The sequence below is a fragment of the Actinomadura opuntiae genome, from assembly GCF_030283205.1.
Lineage (GTDB): Bacteria > Actinomycetota > Actinomycetes > Streptosporangiales > Streptosporangiaceae > Spirillospora.
This window is the reverse complement of sequence record NZ_JASNWF010000032.1, coordinates 13,783-32,682: the sequence shown is the minus strand read 5'-3', so window position 1 is coordinate 32,682 and position 18,900 is coordinate 13,783. Positions and strand designations below refer to the sequence as shown.

At 71.8% G+C, this 18,900-nt stretch carries 15 protein-coding genes; 2 read left to right on the top strand and 13 right to left on the bottom strand.

The annotated features are described in order from the left end of the window. Window positions 1–194 precede the first annotated feature (194 nt). The 10 genes from QP089_RS43885 to QP089_RS43840 form a co-directional block, all read right to left on the bottom strand. The gene (locus QP089_RS43885) at window positions 195–821 is read right to left on the bottom strand and encodes a GTP-binding protein (protein ID WP_285920504.1); all 627 of its coding nucleotides are present in this window, start codon (window positions 819–821) and stop codon (window positions 195–197) included. Beyond that, window positions 802–1,230 (bottom strand): DUF742 domain-containing protein, encoded by a 429-nt coding sequence (locus tag QP089_RS43880; RefSeq protein WP_285920503.1) that lies wholly within the window; start codon window positions 1,228–1,230, stop codon window positions 802–804. The genes QP089_RS43885 and QP089_RS43880 overlap by 20 nt, the downstream gene beginning before the upstream one ends. After that, window positions 1,227–1,652 carry a roadblock/LC7 domain-containing protein gene (locus QP089_RS43875; protein ID WP_285920502.1) on the bottom strand — a complete coding sequence of 142 codons (426 nt, stop codon included), beginning with the start codon at window positions 1,650–1,652 and terminating at the stop codon, window positions 1,227–1,229. The genes QP089_RS43880 and QP089_RS43875 overlap by 4 nt, the downstream gene beginning before the upstream one ends. Then, complete coding sequence (locus QP089_RS43870) at window positions 1,649–4,096, bottom strand: sensor histidine kinase (protein WP_285920500.1); 2,448 nt, start codon at window positions 4,094–4,096, stop codon at window positions 1,649–1,651. Before QP089_RS43870 ends, QP089_RS43875 begins: the two co-directional genes overlap by 4 nt. A 312-nt stretch (window positions 4,097–4,408) precedes the next feature. Further along, complete coding sequence (locus QP089_RS43865; RefSeq protein WP_285920499.1) at window positions 4,409–6,109, bottom strand: prenyltransferase/squalene oxidase repeat-containing protein; 1,701 nt, start codon at window positions 6,107–6,109, stop codon at window positions 4,409–4,411. Then, on the bottom strand, window positions 6,106–7,017 hold the full coding sequence (locus QP089_RS43860) for a terpene synthase family protein (protein ID WP_285920498.1): 912 nt from the start codon (window positions 7,015–7,017) through the stop codon (window positions 6,106–6,108). The genes QP089_RS43865 and QP089_RS43860 overlap by 4 nt, the downstream gene beginning before the upstream one ends. Continuing rightward, the gene (locus tag QP089_RS43855; RefSeq protein WP_285920496.1) at window positions 7,017–8,384 is read right to left on the bottom strand and encodes a cytochrome P450; all 1,368 of its coding nucleotides are present in this window, start codon (window positions 8,382–8,384) and stop codon (window positions 7,017–7,019) included. Before QP089_RS43855 ends, QP089_RS43860 begins: the two co-directional genes overlap by 1 nt. A 347-nt stretch (window positions 8,385–8,731) precedes the next feature. After that, window positions 8,732–9,112 (bottom strand): hypothetical protein, encoded by a 381-nt coding sequence (locus tag QP089_RS43850; RefSeq protein ID WP_285920495.1) that lies wholly within the window; start codon window positions 9,110–9,112, stop codon window positions 8,732–8,734. A gap of 791 nt (window positions 9,113–9,903) precedes the next feature. Beyond that, window positions 9,904–10,461 carry a dihydrofolate reductase family protein gene (locus tag QP089_RS43845; RefSeq protein WP_285920493.1) on the bottom strand — a complete coding sequence of 186 codons (558 nt, stop codon included), beginning with the start codon at window positions 10,459–10,461 and terminating at the stop codon, window positions 9,904–9,906. 259 nt (window positions 10,462–10,720) lie between these two features. Next, window positions 10,721–11,269: a TetR/AcrR family transcriptional regulator gene (locus tag QP089_RS43840; RefSeq protein ID WP_285920492.1), complete on the bottom strand. Its 549-nt coding sequence runs from the start codon at window positions 11,267–11,269 to the stop codon at window positions 10,721–10,723. Between the two features lie 29 nt (window positions 11,270–11,298). On the opposite strand from QP089_RS43840, the gene QP089_RS43835 reads away from it, so the two are divergent. After that, entirely contained in the window at window positions 11,299–11,616 is a 318-nt protein-coding gene (locus tag QP089_RS43835; protein WP_285920491.1) for a GNAT family N-acetyltransferase, read from the top strand. A gap of 364 nt (window positions 11,617–11,980) precedes the next feature. Here QP089_RS43835 and QP089_RS43830 read toward each other — a convergent pair whose 3' ends face one another. The 3 genes from QP089_RS43830 to QP089_RS43820 form a co-directional block, all read right to left on the bottom strand. Next, window positions 11,981–12,868 (bottom strand): ABC transporter permease, encoded by an 888-nt coding sequence (locus QP089_RS43830; protein WP_285920490.1) that lies wholly within the window; start codon window positions 12,866–12,868, stop codon window positions 11,981–11,983. After that, window positions 12,865–15,333 (bottom strand): alpha/beta fold hydrolase, encoded by a 2,469-nt coding sequence (locus tag QP089_RS43825; RefSeq protein ID WP_285920489.1) that lies wholly within the window; start codon window positions 15,331–15,333, stop codon window positions 12,865–12,867. Before QP089_RS43825 ends, QP089_RS43830 begins: the two co-directional genes overlap by 4 nt. Window positions 15,334–15,445: 112 nt before the next feature. Continuing rightward, a complete protein-coding gene (locus tag QP089_RS43820) occupies window positions 15,446–16,111 on the bottom strand; it encodes a TetR/AcrR family transcriptional regulator (RefSeq protein WP_285920488.1) in 666 nt (221 codons plus the stop codon). A 59-nt stretch (window positions 16,112–16,170) separates the two neighbouring features. On the opposite strand from QP089_RS43820, the gene QP089_RS48975 reads away from it, so the two are divergent. After that, entirely contained in the window at window positions 16,171–18,825 is a 2,655-nt protein-coding gene (locus QP089_RS48975) for an MFS transporter (RefSeq protein ID WP_353070685.1), read from the top strand. The last annotated feature ends 75 nt before the right edge of the window (window positions 18,826–18,900 follow it).

The following is an 18,900-nucleotide window of genomic DNA, read 5'->3' as shown; positions in this document are numbered from 1 at the left end:
GATCAAGTTCTCGCAGGCTCGAACTTGGCTTCGCACGCGATCGCAACGTTGAGGTCGCCGGCGGTCGGGCTTAAAGACCTACCGGCGGCCGGGCTTAAAGACGTACCGGCGGTCGGGCTTGAAGACGTAGGGGTCGCGGGGGCGTTGTGCTGCCGGTGGTTTCGGCCGGCGGCACAACGCCCCGCTTCCGGGCTTCAGGCGCCTTGGGTTTCGAGGGCGGGGAGGCCGCGGGACTTCATCGCGTGCAGGACGAGGTCGATGAGCACCTGCTTGCAGGAGTCGAGGCGGCGGGCGTCGCAGAGCATGACGGGGACCTTCGGCCCCAGGTTCAGCGCCATCTGGATCTCCGCCAGCTCGTACTGCTTGGCGCCCTCGAAGCAGTTGACGGCCACGACGAACGGGGTGCCGCGCCGCTCGAAGTAGTCGACGGACGGGAAGCAGTCCGACAGGCGGCGGGTGTCGGCGAGCACGACGGCGCCGAGCGCGCCGAGCGCCACCTCGTCCCACATGAACCAGAAGCGCTCCTGCCCGGGCGTGCCGAACAGGTACAGGACGTACTCGTCGCGGAAGGTGAGGCGGCCGAAGTCCATCGCGACGGTGGTGGTCTTCTTGCGCTCCACCCCGGAGACGTCGTCGACGCCGACGCTCTCGTCGGTGAGGATCTCCTCGGTGCGCAGCGGCCGCGTCTCCGAGACCGTGCCGACCATCGTCGTCTTGCCCACCCCGAAACCGCCCGCGATCACGATCTTGACCGCGGTGGGCATCCGGCGGGCGCGCGCGTCGTGCCGCCCGCCCCCGGCGTTAGAGGGCCCGGAGACCATCGATCACCGCCTTGTAGAGCCTGATGTCGTGCATGTCCGCCTCCGGTTCGGGTTCCTGCATCGAGACGAACCCCTTGCCCAGCAGGTCGCCGAGCAGCACCCGCACGGTCGCGACGGGAAGGTCGAGGTGGCCGGTGAGCTCGGCGACCGACATCACCTGCTGGCACAGCCGGATGATCGCCAGGTGCTCGGGGCCGAGCCCGATCGCGCCCTCCGGCTCGGGGCCGACCGCGACCACCAGCGTGATGAGGTCGAACCGGCCGTGCACGGGCTCGATCCGGCCGCTGGTCATCACGTACGGCCGCACCATCGGGCCGGCGCTCTCGTCGAAGACCCGCTCGTGCCCGGGCGTGTGCAGCGCGGGATCCTCGGGCCAGGGCTCCTGGCCCGGCTCCTCCGGCGGCATCATGTCGGCCGGCCCTCCGCGGCCGACTCCGCGCGCGACGGCGAGGTGAGGTGGTGGCCCATGCTCGTGACGAGCATCGCCATCTCGTAGGCGATCAGCCCCACGTCGGCCTCCTCGCCGGCCAGCACCGCCAGGCAGGCGCCCTTGCCGGCCACCGACACCAGCAGGAACGCCGACTGCATCTCGACGATCGTCTGCCGGACGGGGCCGCCGCCGAACCGGGTGCCGGCGCCCTTGGCGAGGCTCTGGATGCCCGCCGCCACCGCGGACAGGTGCTCGCCGTCGTCCTGGCTCATGCCCGCCGAGGAGGCCATCAGCAGGCCGTCGGCCGACAGCACCACCGCGTTGCGCGCGTGCGGCAACCGGTGGACCAGATCGTCGAGCAAAAAGCCCAGATCGGACGATGAACCGGTCTTCTGCGTCACTGACCTTCCTCGCCTTCCGCTGCTCGATTGCCGAGGGCCTCGGCCGCGTCCGAACGTCCCTGCCGGGTCCCGCGCTGGTACGAGCCCATGATCCGCTGGATCTCCTCGGGCGAGCGGCCCGGGTCGTCGGGCTCGTCCGGCTCGGCGGCCACGACCGGCTCGTCGGTGCGCAGCGGTTCGGCGAGGTTCGCCTGCGGCACGCGGACGGGCAGGCCGGAAGGCGTGGTGGAGATGTCGGGCACGGGCGGCTGGTCCTCCGGCTGGCTGGGGTCGGGATGCCCGCCGCCCGCACCGGACGGAGTGGACGGGTCGCCGTCGTGGGAGCGCGGCTCGTCCGCGGGGGGCGCGTCCTGCCCGTCGGGCAGGCCGGGTTCGGGGTCGCCGCCGGTCGCCGCCGGCGCATGGGCGGGCGGTTCGGCGGCGGGCGGTTCTGACGCGGGCGCGGGCACCGCCACCAGAGCGGGTCCGGACGGCTGCTGCTGCGGCCCGGTGCCGCCGGCGGTGAGCGTCGCGGTGCCGCCCGTGCCGGCGGACCGTCCGGCGCCGACCGCGGTGGGACGGCGCACCTCCAGGCCGTTCCGCGTGGTGGCGGCGGCGGTCGCGGGCACCCGCACCCGGTCGCTGTCCTCGACGACCAGTTCCTTGGGGATGACGACGACCGCGGTGGTGCCGCCGTAGGCGGACCGCTTCAGCGAGACCCGCAGCCCGTACCGCTCGGCGAGCTTGCTGACCACGAACAGGCCGAGCTGCACCGAGCTCTGCAGGTTGAAGTCGGGCGGGTTCTCGATCCGCTCGTTGATCTCGGCGAGCTTCTCGTCGGTCATGCCGAGCCCGCGGTCCTCGATGTCGATCGCGAAGCCGTTGGCGACCAGGTGCCCGCCGACCTGCACGACGGTGTCGGGCGGGGAGAACGTCACGGCGTTCTCGATCAGCTCGGCGAGCAGGTGGGTGACGTCGCCGACCGCGCGCCCGGCCAGCTCGACCGGGCCGAACGGCAGCACGGTGACGCGGGTGTAGTCCTCGACCTCGCCGACCGCGGCGCGCACGACGTCGATCATCGGCACCGAGCTGCGCCAGCCGCGGGCGGGCAGCGCGCCCGACAGCACGATGAGGTTCTCGGCGTTGCGCCGCATCCGGGTCGCCAGGTGGTCGAGCCGGAACAGCTCCTCCAGCTCCTTGACCTCGATGTCGCGGCGGCGCTCCATGGTGTCCAGCATGGTCAGCTGCCGGTGCACGAGGGTCTGGGTGCGGCGGGCCAGGCTCAGCAGGACGTCGCGGATGCCGCGGCGCAGCTCGGCCTGCTCGACGGCGGTGCGGATCGCGGTCTCCTGGACGGCGTTGAACGCGCGTCCCACCTGCCCGATCTCGTCGGTGCCGAACTGCAGCGGGGGCGCCTCGACCGAGACGTCCACCTTCTCGCCGTGCCCGAGCCGTTCGACGACGCCGGGCAGCCGCTGCTCGGCCAGCTCCCAGGCGGCGGCGCGCAGCCGCTCCAGCTGCCGCACCAGGGCGCGGGCCGTGGTGATCGACACGACGACCGACGCGATGACCGCGAGCAACCCCAGACCACCGGCCAGCAGCAGCCGCAGGATCACCCCGGCGGCGATCGGCTTGGCGCGGTCCACGAGCCGGTCGCCGCCCGCCTGGATGCTGTCGCGCACCTGGCTCAGCGCGGGCGTCGCCGCCGCGGACCACTGGTCGAGGGTGACCGCCGGCCGGGTGACGGTGTGCGGCGGCTTGCCGGTGGTGATCCGGCGGTTCTGCATGATCTGGTCCTCGAGGGACTGGACCTGCGCGAGTTTCGCGTTCTTCGTCAGCGCGTCGTAAAGGGCGCCGTCCGAGTCCTGAATGGCGATGAGCGCGGCGGAGATGTTGTGCCGCCGGGTGCCGGCCGTCTGGGTGAACGTGATGAGTTCGGCCTGGTTGAAACGGCCGGCCGTGAGCGCACCGGCGACCAGCGCGTCTTCCTGGGAAAGCAGTTCCCAGGTGCGGTTCAGCTCGACTTCGGTCCGGGTGTCGGCGGCGAAATCCTTGTCGTCCAGCGTGGCCAGGGAGTCGTAGACCCGGAAAATCGATTCGATGACGTCCGAATATCCGGCGGCGATTCGGGTCCGGTCGGCGGTGCGCCCGTCGACGGAGCGGCGGAGCGCGTCCACCCCCCGCAACCTGCCGATCATCTCGTCGATGCGGTGCTCGAGCAGGTTCCCGGCGAACCATTTCACCTTGCCGTCACGGGCGCGCCTGACGGCCTCGGCGCTCGCGTCGTCGGTGCGGGCGCGCTGCGCGGCGAGCGCGCTGCGGACCGACGCGCCCGGCCGGGAGAATTCGATCATCGACAGCCGCCGCTCCTTCTGGAGCTCGGCCAGGAGCGGGTCGGTCGGCTGGGCGATCGCGCTGTCCAGGGTCGTGACGCCGAGCAGATTGACGCCTTCCCGCAGGGTCACCCAGGCCGCGAAAACCCAGAGTGCGGTCAGGGACAGCAACAGCGCTGTGATCTTGGTTCGCAGGCGCGAGTTGCGGAAGCGCATTACAATCGCCCCAACAATATGTGAATTGGCTCGCAACCGCGTGCACATGTGATTCGCGGAGGCGGGCGTGCTGGTGTCGTGGTCCGCAGGGGCGGCGGCTAGTCGCCGTTCCGTACGGCGTAGAAGACTAGCAACAGGGCCATACCCCCTCAAGGTGAATCATCAACACAAGCGATTTTGTCGCATTTGAGGGGCGTGCGCGGCGGAACCGGTGTGGCGAAATTCACCTCACCGAAACACACCGGACCCGCGGCCGAGATGAAGGGCCGCGACGATCCCGGCCCGGACGATCGCGCCGGGCCTGTAGAGGTCCTTGTCATGCCAGAGGGCCGGCTCCTCGTCCCCCCGATCGTCCTCGCTGGTCAGACCGCGCAGCAGGTGCGGCCTTGCACGGGCGGCGGCCGCCGTGGCGGCGGGATCGGGGGCGTCACCCGTCAGCAGCAGGAGTTGGACCGCGTACGACGTCTCCTCCGCCGTCCCGTCCCAGCGTCCCCAGGACCCGTCCGCGCGCTGCGTGGCGAGGACCCAGCGGCGCGCCGCCGCGACGGCCGGCGCGGACCGCTCCCCGCCGAACGCGGCCAGCGCGATGGCGGCGCACGCCGTCGCGTAGAACGGCGAGGCGTGCCACCGGTCCTCCCAGCTGCCGTCCGGCCGCTGCTGTCCGCACAGCCAGGACGCCGCCTTCACGGCCGCGTCGGCGTACCGCTCCGCCGACGCCGCGCCGATGCGGTCCCGCATGGTCGCGAGGTACTGGCCGAAGGCCTCCAGGACGTGGGCGTTCGTCGTGATGGACGCCCCGTCCTCGCCCTGCCAGGTGCAGAAGTGCTCGTCCAGCTCGTAGGGGAGCAGGGAGTCGGGGCGGCAGGGCGCGTCCATCAGGGCCAGCGCGTACAGCGCGCCGGCGGTGGTGTCGGCGTCGGAGGGAAGCCCGGCCGCGGCGGCGGTGCCCGCCGGCCCGAGCGGGGCCGTCAGGCTGAGGACGACTTCGGGCGGCACGGTGAACGGGACGCCCGCGCGCGCCAGCCACGCCAGCACCCATCCGCGCTCGAACACCGTCAGCGGGAAGCCGCACGGGACCGGCCCGCCGTGCCGGGCGACGACCGCCTCCAGGTACCAGCGCGCCGGATCGCCGGGTTCGGGCGCCCCGCCGGCCCCCAGCCAGGCGGCCGTCGCGGCGGGGGACGCGCCGATGGTCCCGGTCGGCTCGGGGCGGGCGTGCGGCAGCCCGGCCGCCGCCGTACCGGCGACCTCCAGAGCGTGCATGAGCTTCTGCGGGACGGCCGCGCCGGAGGCGAGCAGCGAGCGGACGAACCCGAGCTTGGCGCCGTCCATCCCGGCCGGCGGGTTCAGGATGCGCCCCGCCCACGCGCCGAGCCCGGCGACGGGCGCGTCCCGCAGCCGCTCCAGCGACGCGTTGATCCCCTCGACGAGCGCCGGCGTGATCAGTTCGATCGCGGGCAGGTCGGGCAGCGGGAAGGCGGGGGCGGACGGGCCGCACAGGCGGGCCGCGGCGGCGCCGAGCGCCCGATCCGCGGCGCGGGCGAGGCGGTCGCGGCCGATGCCGGCCGTCCCGCCGTCCCGGGTGAGCACCGTCAGCAGGGCCTCGACGGCGCTGAGCGTCGGGACGAGCGCGTACCCGGGGTCCGGGGCGCCCCACATGCCGTCCGGCCGCTGCCGCTCGAGCAGGTAGGAGACCCGCCTCTCGTGCCCGCTCAACCAGGGCGCGAGCGTCACCAGCCGGCCCGTCTCGTAGATCGACGGCGACGTCCGGCCCCAGGGGTGCTCGGTCATCCCGTCGATGATCCGGGCGGTGGCGCGGCGGAGCTCGGCGTCGGAAAGGCCGGCGTCGGGTTCGCGGAGCGTGCGGACGGTTTCATGCGGAGGTGAAGGGACGTCCGTCTCCGACATGGGCCGGTCGTCGATGCTCACAAGGAACCCCAGAAGTCGGTCACCCCGTAGAAGCCGGCACAGAAGTCCATCTGCCGTTCCATGTAGTCGGCGAGGCCGGGGGCGCCTTCTCTCGCGCGCTCTATGAGAACGCGCGCTTCCGCGGTCAGCGCCGCGATCCGCTCCTGGACCTCCGCGCGGGGGCGGCCGAGCAGGAGCGCGTTGAGATCGCCCCATTCCAGGTCGCGCTCGTAGGTCCCGAGGTCGTTGAGCAGCCGGATCACCCGCTGGACGGCCCAGCCCGCCTCGCGGACGGCCGCCACGTCCCCACCGCCACCGGAGGCGATCCAGTGAGAGACGAACACGAACGCGAAACCCAGGTTGTCGGCGTTCGCGAGATAGTCCTCGAACGAGGGGGCGGCCCCGCCGTTTTCGCGTGCGGCCTTCCAGTCCCATTCGAGGGCCATCGCGTCGAGCATTCGCTGCAGCTCGTCGCGCCATACGCCGCGCAACCGCGGGAAGGCCGGTTCGGTGCGAAGCCCGTCCCTGATGTCGGCGAGGAACCGGGAGAGTTCGCTCTCGGCGGGCGTCCCCGGTTCGGGCTCCTCGCCGTCGGCCACGGCGGCGCACCGCCGGACCAGGCCGGCGACCACGGCCCGGGACGACGCCGCGTAGTCGATCGACCAGTCCAGCCCGAAGCACCAGAGGCAGACCTTGTTGGCCATGGCGAGACGGTCCGCGCCGAGCCCCGGCCCGCTGAACGCCGCCGCGAGCGCGAGGGTGCTGAACAGCGCCGGGTCGAACGCCTTCGCGTCATAGAGCGCGGGATAGGCGGCCGCCCAGGAGCGCATCTGCCGCTGCGCCTGCCCGGCGACCGCGCAGATCGTCCCGGCTTCCAGGGCGGGCGTGAACGCCGGAGGGGCGGCCGTTTCGCCGCCGGTGCCCTCCATCAGCGCTCGGCCGGGTGCAGGACGAGGTGGAGCGGCTGGTCGGGGCGGAGCGTCGCTCCGATCCGCGCCTGTACCGGCCCGTCCGTCGGTGCCAGCTCCGGACGGTGGCGGCTGAGGATGGCGGTGAGGATCAACTCGGCCTCCATGTTGAACACGTGCCGCCCGATGCACTGGTGCGGTCCACCGCCGAAGGGGAAGTAGGCGTAGCGGTGACGCCCGCGCGCTCGCTCCGGAGTGAAGCGTTCGGGATCGAACTCCAGCGGCCGCTCCCACACCGACTCCAGGCGGTGCGTCAGGAACGGGCTGATCAGGACGGTCTGGCCCTCCTTGACGGGCACGTCGCCGATGACGGTGTCGTTCAACGCGATCCGCGGGAAGATCCAGCCCACCGGATACAGGCGCAGTAGCTCCTGCACGACCTGCTTCACATAGGGGAGCCGGTGCAGGTGATCGGGCCGCACCGCCTCGCCGCCCACGACGTCCTCGATCTCGGCGCGCAGCCGCGCGGTGACGTCCGGATGGGCGTCGAGCATCGGCCAGATCCAGGTCAGCGCGACCGTCGTCGTCTCGGTGCTGGTGGCCCACATGGCGAGCAGGTTGTCGCGGACCCAGTTGTCGTCGAGGCCGCTGCCCTCCGTCATCCGGGCCTTGCAGAGCGCGGTGAAGATGTCGTAGCCCTCGCCCGGGTCGTACCGGAACCGGTCCACGAGCTCGTACAGCGTCTCGTCCATGACCTGAAGGCCGGCGGAGAACGCGCGGTCGCCCGGCAGCGGGATGGAGCGAGGGACGAACGGCAGCAGGAAGCGGAACGCGATCGATGTGGCGAGGCGCTCCATCGCCGGGATGAGCCGGTCGGCCTCGGCCTTCCTTATCTTGTCGCCGAAGAGCACCTTGATGACGGTGTCGTGGACGATCCGCCCCATCTCCGGCAGCACCTCGATGGACCGGCCCTCGCGCGCCGGCTCGTCCAGCTCCGCTACGGCGTCGTTGATGGCACGTGCCATGTGGTCGCTCAAGGACCTGATGGTGCGGGTGGAGAAGACCGGCTGCAGGATGCGCTTGCTCAGCTCCCACTCGGCGTACTCGGACATGATGCTGTCGCCGAAGAGGCCGTGCAGGGGGCGCCAGAAGGTCCCGTCGCGGACGAAGTTCTCCGACTCCTTGCGCAGCACCTGCTGGACGTGGTCGGGATGGGTCACCACATAGGGGTGCGAGGCGCCGAGGTCGAGCCGCGCTATCTCACCCCCCGCCGCGGCGCTGATCCGCTCGATCTCTCTCAGCGGGTCGCGGACGAAGCGGGAAACCGTGCGGTAGAGAGGGAAGTTCTTCGGTTTCCGGGACCGTGCGGGGACGGCGGTGACGGTCATCGTGACGTGCCCCTCAGACTGGACGTCTCTCGCGCGAAGGACGGTGTTCGACGAGTCGTGCGGGAAAACTTCCGGCGGGAAGCCCCTCTCGCGGCAAAAAGGGCATCCCGGAAGTACCGGTATAAGTTTGCCGAAACCTGGTCAATATTGTGGAAGTATCACATCGACCTAGCGGTGGATCAAGATCGATAGTGTCCGATACATGCGTCTGACTAGTGACATGAGTCACTCCGTCAACTCTCTTGCCATTCGCCAGGATTGATGGCATATATGGACAGATGTCCTGCTAGCTGCACATCTCACCGTCGAAGCGCAGGATGCACCGACGAGGCAGAGCTCTCGGCTTCCTAGAGACCGTCGCGGGCGCCCGGCAGCAGCGCGGGCCAGGCGAGCCTCCCCGCCACCCGCACCGTCCCGGACGCCGTGCGGGACCCGCAGCGCACCCGCACGAGGTAGGTGCCCGGCTTGGCGTCGTCGTCGATCACGGCGGTGCCGCGTGAGCCGTCCAGCCGGACCTGGCGGCCGAACGCCTCCGACGACGCCCGGTGCCGCCCGCCGCCGCAGCCGGGCGCCGACACGCTCACCGTGTCCCCGGCCCGGGCCACGCCAGGCTCGATCGCGACCCCGCCGCGTCCCGTCGCCTTTGTGGTTGCCTGACCCGTCGCCGGCGCCAGCAGGCCCGCCGCGACGAGTGCCGACCCCAGCACGGTGACGCTCAGCAAACGCAACGGGACTCCTTGGATGCGGCGTGTGACGTCCGGCACTTTAGTGGCTCCGCCGAGCGCCTTTCAATGCGCCGTTTCCGTCCCCGCACCGCGTACCGGCCGCCCTTCCCGACGGCACGAAAAGTCCCAAGCCTCACCCAGGGCAATGGCGTCGGCACCCACCACCTGCTCGTTGGCGTCCACCAGGGCGATGAGAGGCAGAGGGCGAGTGCGCGCGTTCGCGCGTGCGGGTGGCCTCTACGTCCTCAGGCAGGAAATAGGCGAGTGCCTCGGCGGGGCTACGCGTCCCGGTGCCGAGGTCCTCGCCGCGGGCGTGGCCCGCTGCCCGTTCAAGCGTTTGCAGGGGGACGTCCAGCGCCACAGCGAGGGAGGGAAGCTATACGTCGGGGATGCGCTCGCCTCGCTCCCAACGGCTGATCTCATGGCGCGTCACGGACGCCGTTCCCGAGATGCGGCACAACGACTCCGCCAACTGCCGCTGGCTCTTGCGCGCATCGCGGTTGACGGAGGCGCTCAAGGTGCATGGGTACGCGGTGGAGGTGGCGGAGTCCGAGCCGCTGCTTGCGGTCCCGGCGGCGTTCGGGGCGCCGGTGCTGTGGCGGGGAACTGTGGTTCGCCTTCGCGGGCGCTGCTCCCGTTGCAAGGTGCTTAGCCGGGGCGGGAGCTGTTGAGTTGAGCGTTCGTGAGCGGACTTCGGCGGACAGGGGGTGGTGGTCGGTGCGGGCCTTGGCTGGGGAGTGGGCGGCACCCGGGCTGGCACTTGCCCCGGTGCCGCTGTGGCCGTGCGTCGGGGCCTACTTGTCGGCGGGCGTGTATACCAGTTCGAGAGTTCCGGACGGGAAGGCCCTGCTTTTCACCAGGCGCAGGTTCAGGGGCTGATCGAGTTCGGGGAACAGCGGCGCACCCTTGCCGGTGGCGGCGGGCAGGACCCACAGCCGGTACTCGTCGACCACGCCGAGCTTGATCAGGGAGTGCATGAACGCGGTGCCGCCGGCGGCGACGAGGTCCTTGCCGGGCTCGGCCTTGAGCTTGGCGATCTCCTCCGCCGTGTCACCGGCGGCGATCCGGGTCTCGGGCCAGTCGTCGGCGGTCTTGAGGGTGCGGGAGAACACGACCTTGGGGATCTCGTTCATGGCCTGGGCGGACGGGTGGTCGGAGTTGGGCCAGAATCCCGCCATGATCTCGTAGGTATTCCGGCCCATGAGGAAGGCACCGGCCTCCCACAGCCGGCTGACGAAGTACTCCTCCTGCTCGGGGTCGTCGATGTTCATCATGACGTCCCGGATTCCGTTGTCCCCGTCAGCGCTCTTACCGTCGAGCGAGACGTAAAAGCCCAGAATCAGCTTCCGCATTCGGTGCCTCCGTTTGTTCTTGCCGTGCCGGGACGGTCTCGGCACGGGCTCCTCATCGATCAGCGTCTACCGCTCGTGGCCCGTGGTCGGTCACTCGCACACTCAGACCGCCGGTTCCCTCAAAACTCATCGCGCTCCGCGCCATCGACACTTCGCGCTCGGCGGAGGGCGGGCCGTCGGCCGTCCAGCATGAGGGTGCGTCGCTGGTGTGCGGGCCTCATGGTTGACGGCTTCGAGCCGCAGAGTGACCTGGGGCGGATTACCGGTCGGTTGGGGGGTGTGTTGTGATGCCCTCGCGTGCCAGTTGAAGTAGCCGGGTGGTCTGGGCTTTGTCGGCTCCGGCTAGGGCTATTCCGTTGGCCAGCGCGAGAAGGTCCGCTGCGTTGGTTTCGGGGCGGACGGTGCCGGTTTCCTGGGCTCTTTCCAGGAGGGATGACAGGGTCATTCGCATGGCCTCGTGCCATTCGGAGAAGAGGGGGGTGCGTCCCTCCTCCGGGATGGCGTGGGCCAGGTCGCTCTTGTCGGCGATGTGGGCGATGAACGCGTCGAGCCAGGTGAACAGGGCGTCCGCCGGGGAGGGGTGGGAGAGGAGTTTCCCGGCCTTGGCGGTGAGGTCGGCTACCTCGTCGGCGTAGACGGCGATGAGCAGGTCGCGGCGGGTGGGGAAATGCCGGTACAGGGTGGCGTTGCCCACGCCGGCGTGACGGGCGATGTCGTCCAGGGGGGCGCTTGCTCCGCGTTCGGCGAAGAGCCTTTTGGCCGTCGCGAGGATGAGGTCGCGGTTGCGTTGTGCGTCCGCCCTGGGCATGGCTCTCCTGACCGTGAATTCCCTGGTCAGTGTACGGCGCTGGCCAAGCCAGGAGTCTGGGGGCTATCGAGCGCGGGAGCACGGAGCCGGGGTTCCTTTCGGCGGATCACCCGGACGAGGCCTACATCCATTTTGTTGGGGTAGACCCCAGGTGTCGTGAGGACGGTGTGGCGCGGGCCCTGTACGAGAGGTTCTTCGAGGAGGCCGCGGCGGTCGGCCGTACGAAGGTCAAGGCCGTCGCGTCGCCCGCCAATGCGGGGGCCATCGCGTTCCACCGGGCCATGGGTTTTGACGTCCACGAACCCCAGGCCGGGCACGACCATGTGCGGTTTGAAAAGCGGTTCTAGTGGGCGGGGGTTTGACGGGGCGGTGGGGTCAGTACGGCAGGAGGCGGCCTGAGGGGGTCCTCAGGTCCGGCGGGCTCGGTTGACGTGGGGGCCTGGGGCGCTTGATGAGCTGCTGCCGTGCCATGTTGATCATCTCCCCCGTCGGGCCGGGTTTAACCCGTCGATCGAGCCGATGTCACCTGCACTTCACTACGACGCGGGCGCCGCAGGCGAGGTTCCGCGAGCTTATGCGACATCCTCTGCCGGTTCGACCGTTTTTCGGGAAGCCCGGTCGACCGGACGTGGTCAGGCGGTCACGTCCGGTGCTGACCGGGAGTGGCCGATGAAGATCGTTCCGCGGCGGGGCCGTCCTGCGGTATGGGGGTCAGGAGACGATGTCGCGGGTGTGGAAGCGGCGGAACGCGAGGGCGAACAGGACGGCGGCATAGGTGACGGAGATGGCCGCTCCCTTGGCCATGCCCGTCCATTGGATCTGCGGCTGGAGGGCGTCCATCCACGCGTACATCCAGTGGGTCGGCAGGAAGTCGCGCCAGGAGCCGAGGGCGGTGACGGCGTCCAGGATGTTGCTGACGATGACCAGGCCGACGGCGCCGCCGACCGCGCCGAGCGGGGAGTCCGTGACGACGGACAGGAGGAACGCCAGGGCGGCGACGACGAGCTGGGCGACCAGGGAGTAGGCGACGACGATCGCCATGCGGCCGAGGGCGGTGGACGCGGGGACGGTGCCGCCGGTCGGGAGTTCGACGTCGGCCCAGCCGAACCCGGCCGTGCCCGCGACCAGCGACATGAGGGGGAGGCTGACGACCGCGGCGACGGCGTAGGCGAGGGCGACGATCAGTTTCTGGCGGAGGAGGCGGGCGCGCGGGACGGGCGCGGCGAGCAGGTACCGCAGGGACGACCAGCCGGCCTCGCTGGCCACGGTGTCGCCGCAGAACAGGGCGACGGCGACGACGAGGAGGAACCCGGTCGACACGAACAGCGCGAACAAGGCGAAGTTGAGGGCGCCGGCGGTGGCGACGTCCACCAGGCTCGGGGCGCCGTTCCCGGACGGGGAGCCGCCGATCTTGAACGCGCCGACCAGCACCCAGGGCAGGACGAGCAGGATGCCGAAGGCGATGAGGGTGCGCCGGCGGCGGAACTGGCGGATCGCCTCGACGCGCAGCGGAAGGGTGCGCCGCACGCTGTAGCCGGAGCGGTCGGACGCGGGTGCGGTGTCGGCCGCCTGCTCGTCGGTGGGGGGCGCGTCGGTCATGAGGTCTCCCCGATGATCTCCAGGAACGCGTCCTCGAGGCGGCGGCCCGAGCCGACGATCTCGGTGACGGGGCCGGCGGCGACGCGGCGGCCGCCGGCCATGACGACGGCGTGCGTGCAGGTCTGCTCGACCTCGGCGAGCAGGTGGCTGGAGACGATCACGGTGCGGCCGGCGGCGGCGTACCGGACGAGGACCTCCCGCATCTCGCGGATCTGCGGCGGGTCGAGCCCGTTGGTGGGCTCGTCCAGGACGAGCAGGTCGGGCAGGCCGAGCATCGCCTGCGCGATGGCGAGCCGCTGCCGCATGCCCTGCGAGTACGTGCGGACGGGCCGGTCGAGCGCGGCGCCGAGGCCGGCGATCGCGAGCGCCTCGTCCAGGTGCGATTCGGTGGAGGGGCGGCCGGTGGCGCGCCAGTACAGGTCGAGGTTGTCGCGTCCGGACAGGTGGGGCAGGAAGCCGGGGCCTTCGACGAACGAGCCGAGCCGCGAAAGGACGGGAGCCCCGGGCGTGACGCGGTGGCCGAAGATGCGGATCTCGCCGGCGTCGGGGCGGATGAGGCCCATGAGCATGCGCAGGGTGGTCGTCTTTCCGGCGCCGTTCGGGCCGAGCAGGCCGAGGACCTGGCCCTTCTCGACGCGGAACGACAGGTCGGCGACGGCGAGGTGGCCGTTCCCGTACGCCTTGGTCAGCCCGGTGATCTCCAGCGGGACGTCGGTGCCGCGGTCGTGGGAGCGGCCGCGGCGGACGCCGAGCAGCAGCGCCGCGGCGATCGCGAGGCCGATCAGGGGCAGGACCCACACCCACCCGGGGATCGGGGCGGGCGCGGTGACCAGGGACGGGTCGGTCGGGACGGTCAGCCCGGACACGGCGCGCACCTTGTAGGCGGCGGGCCGCGGCGGCGTCGCGAAGCCCATGTCGGTGGTGGCGATGACGACCCGGAGGCGGTGACCGCGGTCGAACCGGTGGTCCATCGCGGGCAGGGTGACGGTGGCCTCGCCGCCGGTGGCGCGGAAGGGGGCGGCGATGCGCCGGGCGGGCGTGGCGTTGCCGTCCGGGGACACGTCGTAGAGCTTGGCGAAGAGCGGGCCGCCCTCGGTGGCGGCGTCTTCGGTCGTCTTGAGGCGGACGGTGGCGGCGCCGGTGATGCGGAGGGGACGGTCCAGCGGTCGGGTGTCGAACGTGGCGGTCTGTCCGGGCATGTCGGACGGAAGGCCGCCGGCGGCGGAGCCGAGCGAGCCGAGCGCGCCGAGTCCGGGAAGCGCGGAGACGGCTGCGGGGGTTCCGCCGGCCGGGTTGTAGATCGTCTGCTCGCGTCCGGCCAGCGGCAGGTTCTGCGGGGCGCCGGACAGCCCGGGATACGTGCGGGCTCGCGCCTCCTGCACGACGACCTGCTGGGTGGACGAGTCGAGGCCGCCCGCGCGGGTCACCATGAACCGGGTGCCGGACGCGTCGGCGTGCTTCAGCCGTGCGTCGAAGAAGTCGCGGACGAGCCCCCGGATGCGCCCGGTCTCGGGATCGCCGCCGTCATGCCCGCCCTGGTACCAGACGACCGAGACCGGCGCGCCGTTGCGGGCGATGGCCCGCGCGTTCGCGTCCGCCTGGTCGAGCGGGAACAGCGAGTCGGACTGCCCCTGGACGAGCAGCGCGGGCACCCTGATCCGGTCGGCGACGGAGGCGGGGCTCGACCGGCGCAGCGTGGCGATGGCGTCCGACGTCGGTCCGCCCTGCTCGGCGACCTTCTGGTACATCGCGCATATGGACGGCAGGAACCGTCCGCAGCCGGCGCCGAGGGAGCCGCTGGTGAAGAAGACGCCGGCCCACAGCTTCTTGAACACGCCCTGGTCGGGGCCCGCGCCGGCCGCGTTGGGGAACAGCACGTCCGGCAGGCTGTTCCAGGTGATCTCCGGGGCGATGGCGTCGACGCGCCGGTCGTAGGCGGCGGTCATCAGCGCGATCGCGCCGCCGTAGGACTCGCCGGCCATGCCGAGGCGCGGGTCGCCGGGGCCGTCCAGCTGCACCTCGGGCTGTTTCGCCAGCCAGTCGATGAGCTGCCGGGTGTCCTTGACCTCGTAGTCGGGGGAGTCGAGCGCGATCTGCCCGGTGGACGCGCCGAACCCGCGGGCCGTCCAGGTCAGCACGGAGTATCCGGCGCGGGCCAGGTCGCGCGCCTCGTCCGCGACGCCGTTCTTGTCGCCGCCGAACCCGTGCCCGAGCATGATCGCGGGTGCCTTCGCGCGCCCGACCGGCCTGTAGAACGTGGTGTCGAGCGTGACGTGCTGGTCGTCGTGCGGGCCGTCGACGACCTGGACGCGCTGCTCGACGGTGCGCACGCGGGGCGGGCCGCCGTCGCCGACGCTCCACGCGGTGCCCCCGGCGGCGAGCGCCACCGCGATCCCCGCGGCGGTCCAGCGCGACCTCCGGCTCGTCCTGTCCCATCGCGCCCGGACCGCGCCGCCCACCGTCATGTCAGCAGCCTATGCGCGGCCCCGCCGCACGCCCCTCCGCCCTCGCGTCGATCCGCCCTGCGCCCACCGCCGTACGGCCCGTCCCGCCGTTACACCCTCCGGCGTACCGCGCCTAAGGCTGGCCCGGGGCGGAGAGGGCGGCGGTGAACATGGCGGTGAGGCGGTCGGTGAGTTCGGCGGGGTCGGCGCTGCGCAGGTCGTTGAGGCCGAGCAGGCGCCGGACGGGCCCGCCGCCCATGATGATCGTGGACGCCAGCAGGGCGCGGGCGCGCGGGTTCGGGCCGTCCAGCTGCGCGACGAGCGGCTCGACGATCACGTCCTCGAGGTAGCCGAGCAGGATCTGCTTGACCTCGGGGCTGCCGGCGGAGCGGTCGATCATCCGGGTCATCGGGGTCGGCGGGTGCCGGCCGATCTGCCGGACGAAGTGCTCGGCGAGCCGGCGGGGCAGCCCGGCGGGGTCGCCGGCGATGACGCCGCGCAGCGCGGACTCGCCCGCCAGGACCTCGCCGAACAGCGCCGCCTTCGAGCCGAAGTAGCGGTTGACCAGCGCGGTGTTGGCGTCGGCCGCGGCGGCGATCATGCGGACGGTGACGTCGTCGTACCCGTGCTCGCCGAACAGGTCGCGGGCGGCGTCCAGGATGCGGCGCCGGGTGGCCTCCCGGTCGCGCTTGCGGTGCTCGCGCTGCTCGTGCTGCTCGGCCTGCTCGGCGCGCATCATCGAATCCCGATCCGTCCCCGTGTGGATCACCGAACCGCCCCAGTATCCCCCGAGTTGCAAGTAAACAAGCGTGTACATAGCATATATGCAAAACACAGGTAATTTCGTTCCATGGGGGCATGGTGGCTCAAGCGAGCGTGGCGCCGTCGGCCGGGCCGGCGGCGCCAGAGCAAGCGCGACCGCAGTACACGCACCGCCAGATCCTGGAGATCCTCTCCGGCCTGATGATGGCGCTGCTGACGTCGATGATCTCGTCCACGGTGGTCAGCACGGCCCTGCCGACCATCGTCGGCGACCTCGGCGGCCAGGACCAGCTGTCCTGGGTGGCGAGCGCCACGCTGCTCACGATGACGGCCTCGACCCCGCTGTGGGGCAAGGTGTCCGACATCATCGGCCGGAAGGTCTCCTTCCAGGCCGCACTGCTGATCTTCGTGGTCGCCTCCGTGGGAGGCGGGCTGTCGCAGAACATCGGCATGCTGATCGCGGCCCGCGCCGTCCAGGGCCTCGGCGCCGGCGGGCTGTCCGCGCTGGCGCAGGTCATCCTCGGCGACATCGTCGAGCCCCGGCAGCGCGGCCGCTACTCCGGCTACATCGGCGCCGTGTTCGGCGTCGCCACCGTCGCCGGCCCCCTGCTCGGCGGGTTCATCGTGGACGCCGACGGCCTCGGCTGGCGCTGGTGCTTCTACGTCTGCGCCCCGCTCGCCATCGTCGCCTTCCTGGTGATCCAGAAGGTGCTCAAGCTGCCGAAGGTGAAGCGCGACACCCGGATCGACGTGTTCGGCGCGTTCACCATCACCGGCGCCGCCACGACCCTGATGCTGCTGCTGTCGATGGGCGGCAACGAGTTCGAGTGGGCCTCCACCTGGACGTACGCGCTCATCGGGCTCACGGTCCTGCTGGTGGTCGCGGCGGTGTTCGCCGAGCGGGCCGCGCGGCAGCCGATCCTGCCGCCCCGGCTGTTCCGCAACCCGACGTTCGTGCTGACCAGCCTCGGGTCGCTCTGCGTCGGCATGGCGATGTTCGGCGTCATGATCTACATGCCGCAGTACCTGCAGATCGTCAAGGGCCTGAGCCCCACCGCGTCCGGCCTGATGACGCTGCCGCTGGTGGTCGGCATGCTGATCGCCTCCATCGGCTCCGGCCAGCTCGTCACCCGGACCGGCAGGTACAAGATCTACCCGGTGATCGGCCTGGTGTGCGTCGGCGCGGGGCTGTTCCTGCTGTCGCGGCTGCACGTCGACTCGTCCAGGGTGGAGATCGGGGGCTACCTCGCGCTGCTCGGCGTCGGGCTCGGCCTCAGCATGCAGATCCTGATCCTCGCCGCGCAGAACGCCGCGAAGATGGAGGACCTGGCGTCCACGACGTCCGGTGTCTCGTTCTTCCGCAACCTCGGCGGCGCGGTCGGCGTCGCCGCGTTCGGCGCGATCCTGAACAACAAGCTGCCCGGCGAGCTCGCCAAGGGCCTGCGCGAGGCGCACCTGCCGATGCCGAAGGGCGGCGGCTCCCTCGGCACCCCCGCCCAGGTGCACGCGCTGCCCGAGCCGTTCAAGTCGATCGTGCTCACCGCGTTCACGAACTCGCTGGAGCAGGTCTTCATCTTCGGCGTGCCGGTGGCGGCCGTCGGCCTCATTACAGTGCTGGCGATGAAGGAGCTGCCGCTGCGCGGCAAGGCCGGCACGGGCCGGGGCGCCCCGCAGGCCACCGTCCCCACCACCCCGCCGGTGGACGACGGCGTCGTCCGGCCGCCCGCGTCCACCGCCCCCGGCGGCGCCGCGTCCGCGGTCGGCAGGCACGCCCGCGGACACGAACAGCACCTCGCCGAGCAGCAGCTGGCGTCGGTCGCGGCGGGTACGGTTCCCAAGGAGATGGTCGGTGCGATGAACGAGATGCCCGCGAACGGACTGTCGCCCAACGGCATGGCCGCCGCTTCCGGCGGGGCCCGGGCGGCCGATCCCGCCGCGCAGGCCCGGCTGCTCGCGCAGCAGAACGCCCAGGCGCAGAACGCGCACGGCGGCGGCGTCCCCGTCCGGGGCGTGGTGCGGGCCGGCGACGGCGCGCCCGTCCCGTCCGCCGCGCTGACGCTGATCGGGGTGGACGGGCACCAGCTCGGCCGCGCGATCACCCAGGACGACGGCCGGTACGCGCTGCCGACCCCCGGCCCCGGCACCTACGTGCTGATCGCCGCGACCGGCGAGCACGAGCCGCAGGCCGCGACCCTCGTCGTCGGCGACCGGCCGGTCGACTTCGACCTGATGCTGGCCGGCAACGGCGGCCTCGGCGGGACGGTCCGCAGCGCCGACGGCAGCCCGATCGCGAACGCGATGGTCGTCGTCACCGACGTGCGCGGCGAGGTCGTCGGCACCGGACGGACCGACGCGTCCGGCCAGTACGCCTTCAAGGACGTCGTGACCGGCGCGTACACGCTCGCGGTGAGCGCGGCGGCGCACCGTCCGGTCGCGCTGCCGGTGGAGGTGGCCGGCGGCGGGCAGACCCGGCAGGACGTCGAGATGCCGGCCGGTGCGCGGGTGCGCGGAACGGTCCGCAACGAGGACGGCGAACCGGTCGGCGACGCCCGCGTCACGCTGGTCGACGCGGCCGGCAACGTCGTCGCGATGGCGATCACCGGCCCGGACGGAGAGTACGCGTTCACCGACCTGACCGGCGGGCAGTACACCGTGATCGCCTCCGGCTACCCGCCGGTCGCGACCGGGCTGTCGCTGGCCGGCGGCGGCCTGGACGACCACGACCTGAAGCTCGGCTACCCCGACGAGTAGGGCCGGTCCCGGGGCCGCCCGACCGGGGCGGCCCCGGCAGGCGCAATCACACGAGCCACGGAACGGAAAGTGCGG

What these genes read in the sequence shown, in the direction of transcription:
- QP089_RS43885 (WP_285920504.1), bottom strand. Translation starts at nt 821, where the DNA reads ATGGTCTCCGGGCCCTCTAACGCCGGGGGCGGGCGGCACGACGCGCGC.
- QP089_RS43880 (WP_285920503.1), bottom strand. Translation starts at nt 1,230, where the DNA reads ATGATGCCGCCGGAGGAGCCGGGCCAGGAGCCCTGGCCCGAGGATCCC.
- QP089_RS43860 (WP_285920498.1), bottom strand. Translation starts at nt 7,017, where the DNA reads ATGGAGGGCACCGGCGGCGAAACGGCCGCCCCTCCGGCGTTCACGCCC.
- QP089_RS43855 (WP_285920496.1), bottom strand. Translation starts at nt 8,384, where the DNA reads ATGACCGTCACCGCCGTCCCCGCACGGTCCCGGAAACCGAAGAACTTC.
- QP089_RS43845 (WP_285920493.1), bottom strand. Translation starts at nt 10,461, where the DNA reads ATGCGGAAGCTGATTCTGGGCTTTTACGTCTCGCTCGACGGTAAGAGC.
- QP089_RS43840 (WP_285920492.1), bottom strand. Translation starts at nt 11,269, where the DNA reads ATGCCCAGGGCGGACGCACAACGCAACCGCGACCTCATCCTCGCGACG.
- QP089_RS43830 (WP_285920490.1), bottom strand. Translation starts at nt 12,868, where the DNA reads ATGACCGACGCGCCCCCCACCGACGAGCAGGCGGCCGACACCGCACCC.
- QP089_RS43825 (WP_285920489.1), bottom strand. Translation starts at nt 15,333, where the DNA reads ATGACGGTGGGCGGCGCGGTCCGGGCGCGATGGGACAGGACGAGCCGG.
- QP089_RS48975 (WP_353070685.1), top strand. Translation starts at nt 16,171, where the DNA reads ATGGTGGCTCAAGCGAGCGTGGCGCCGTCGGCCGGGCCGGCGGCGCCA.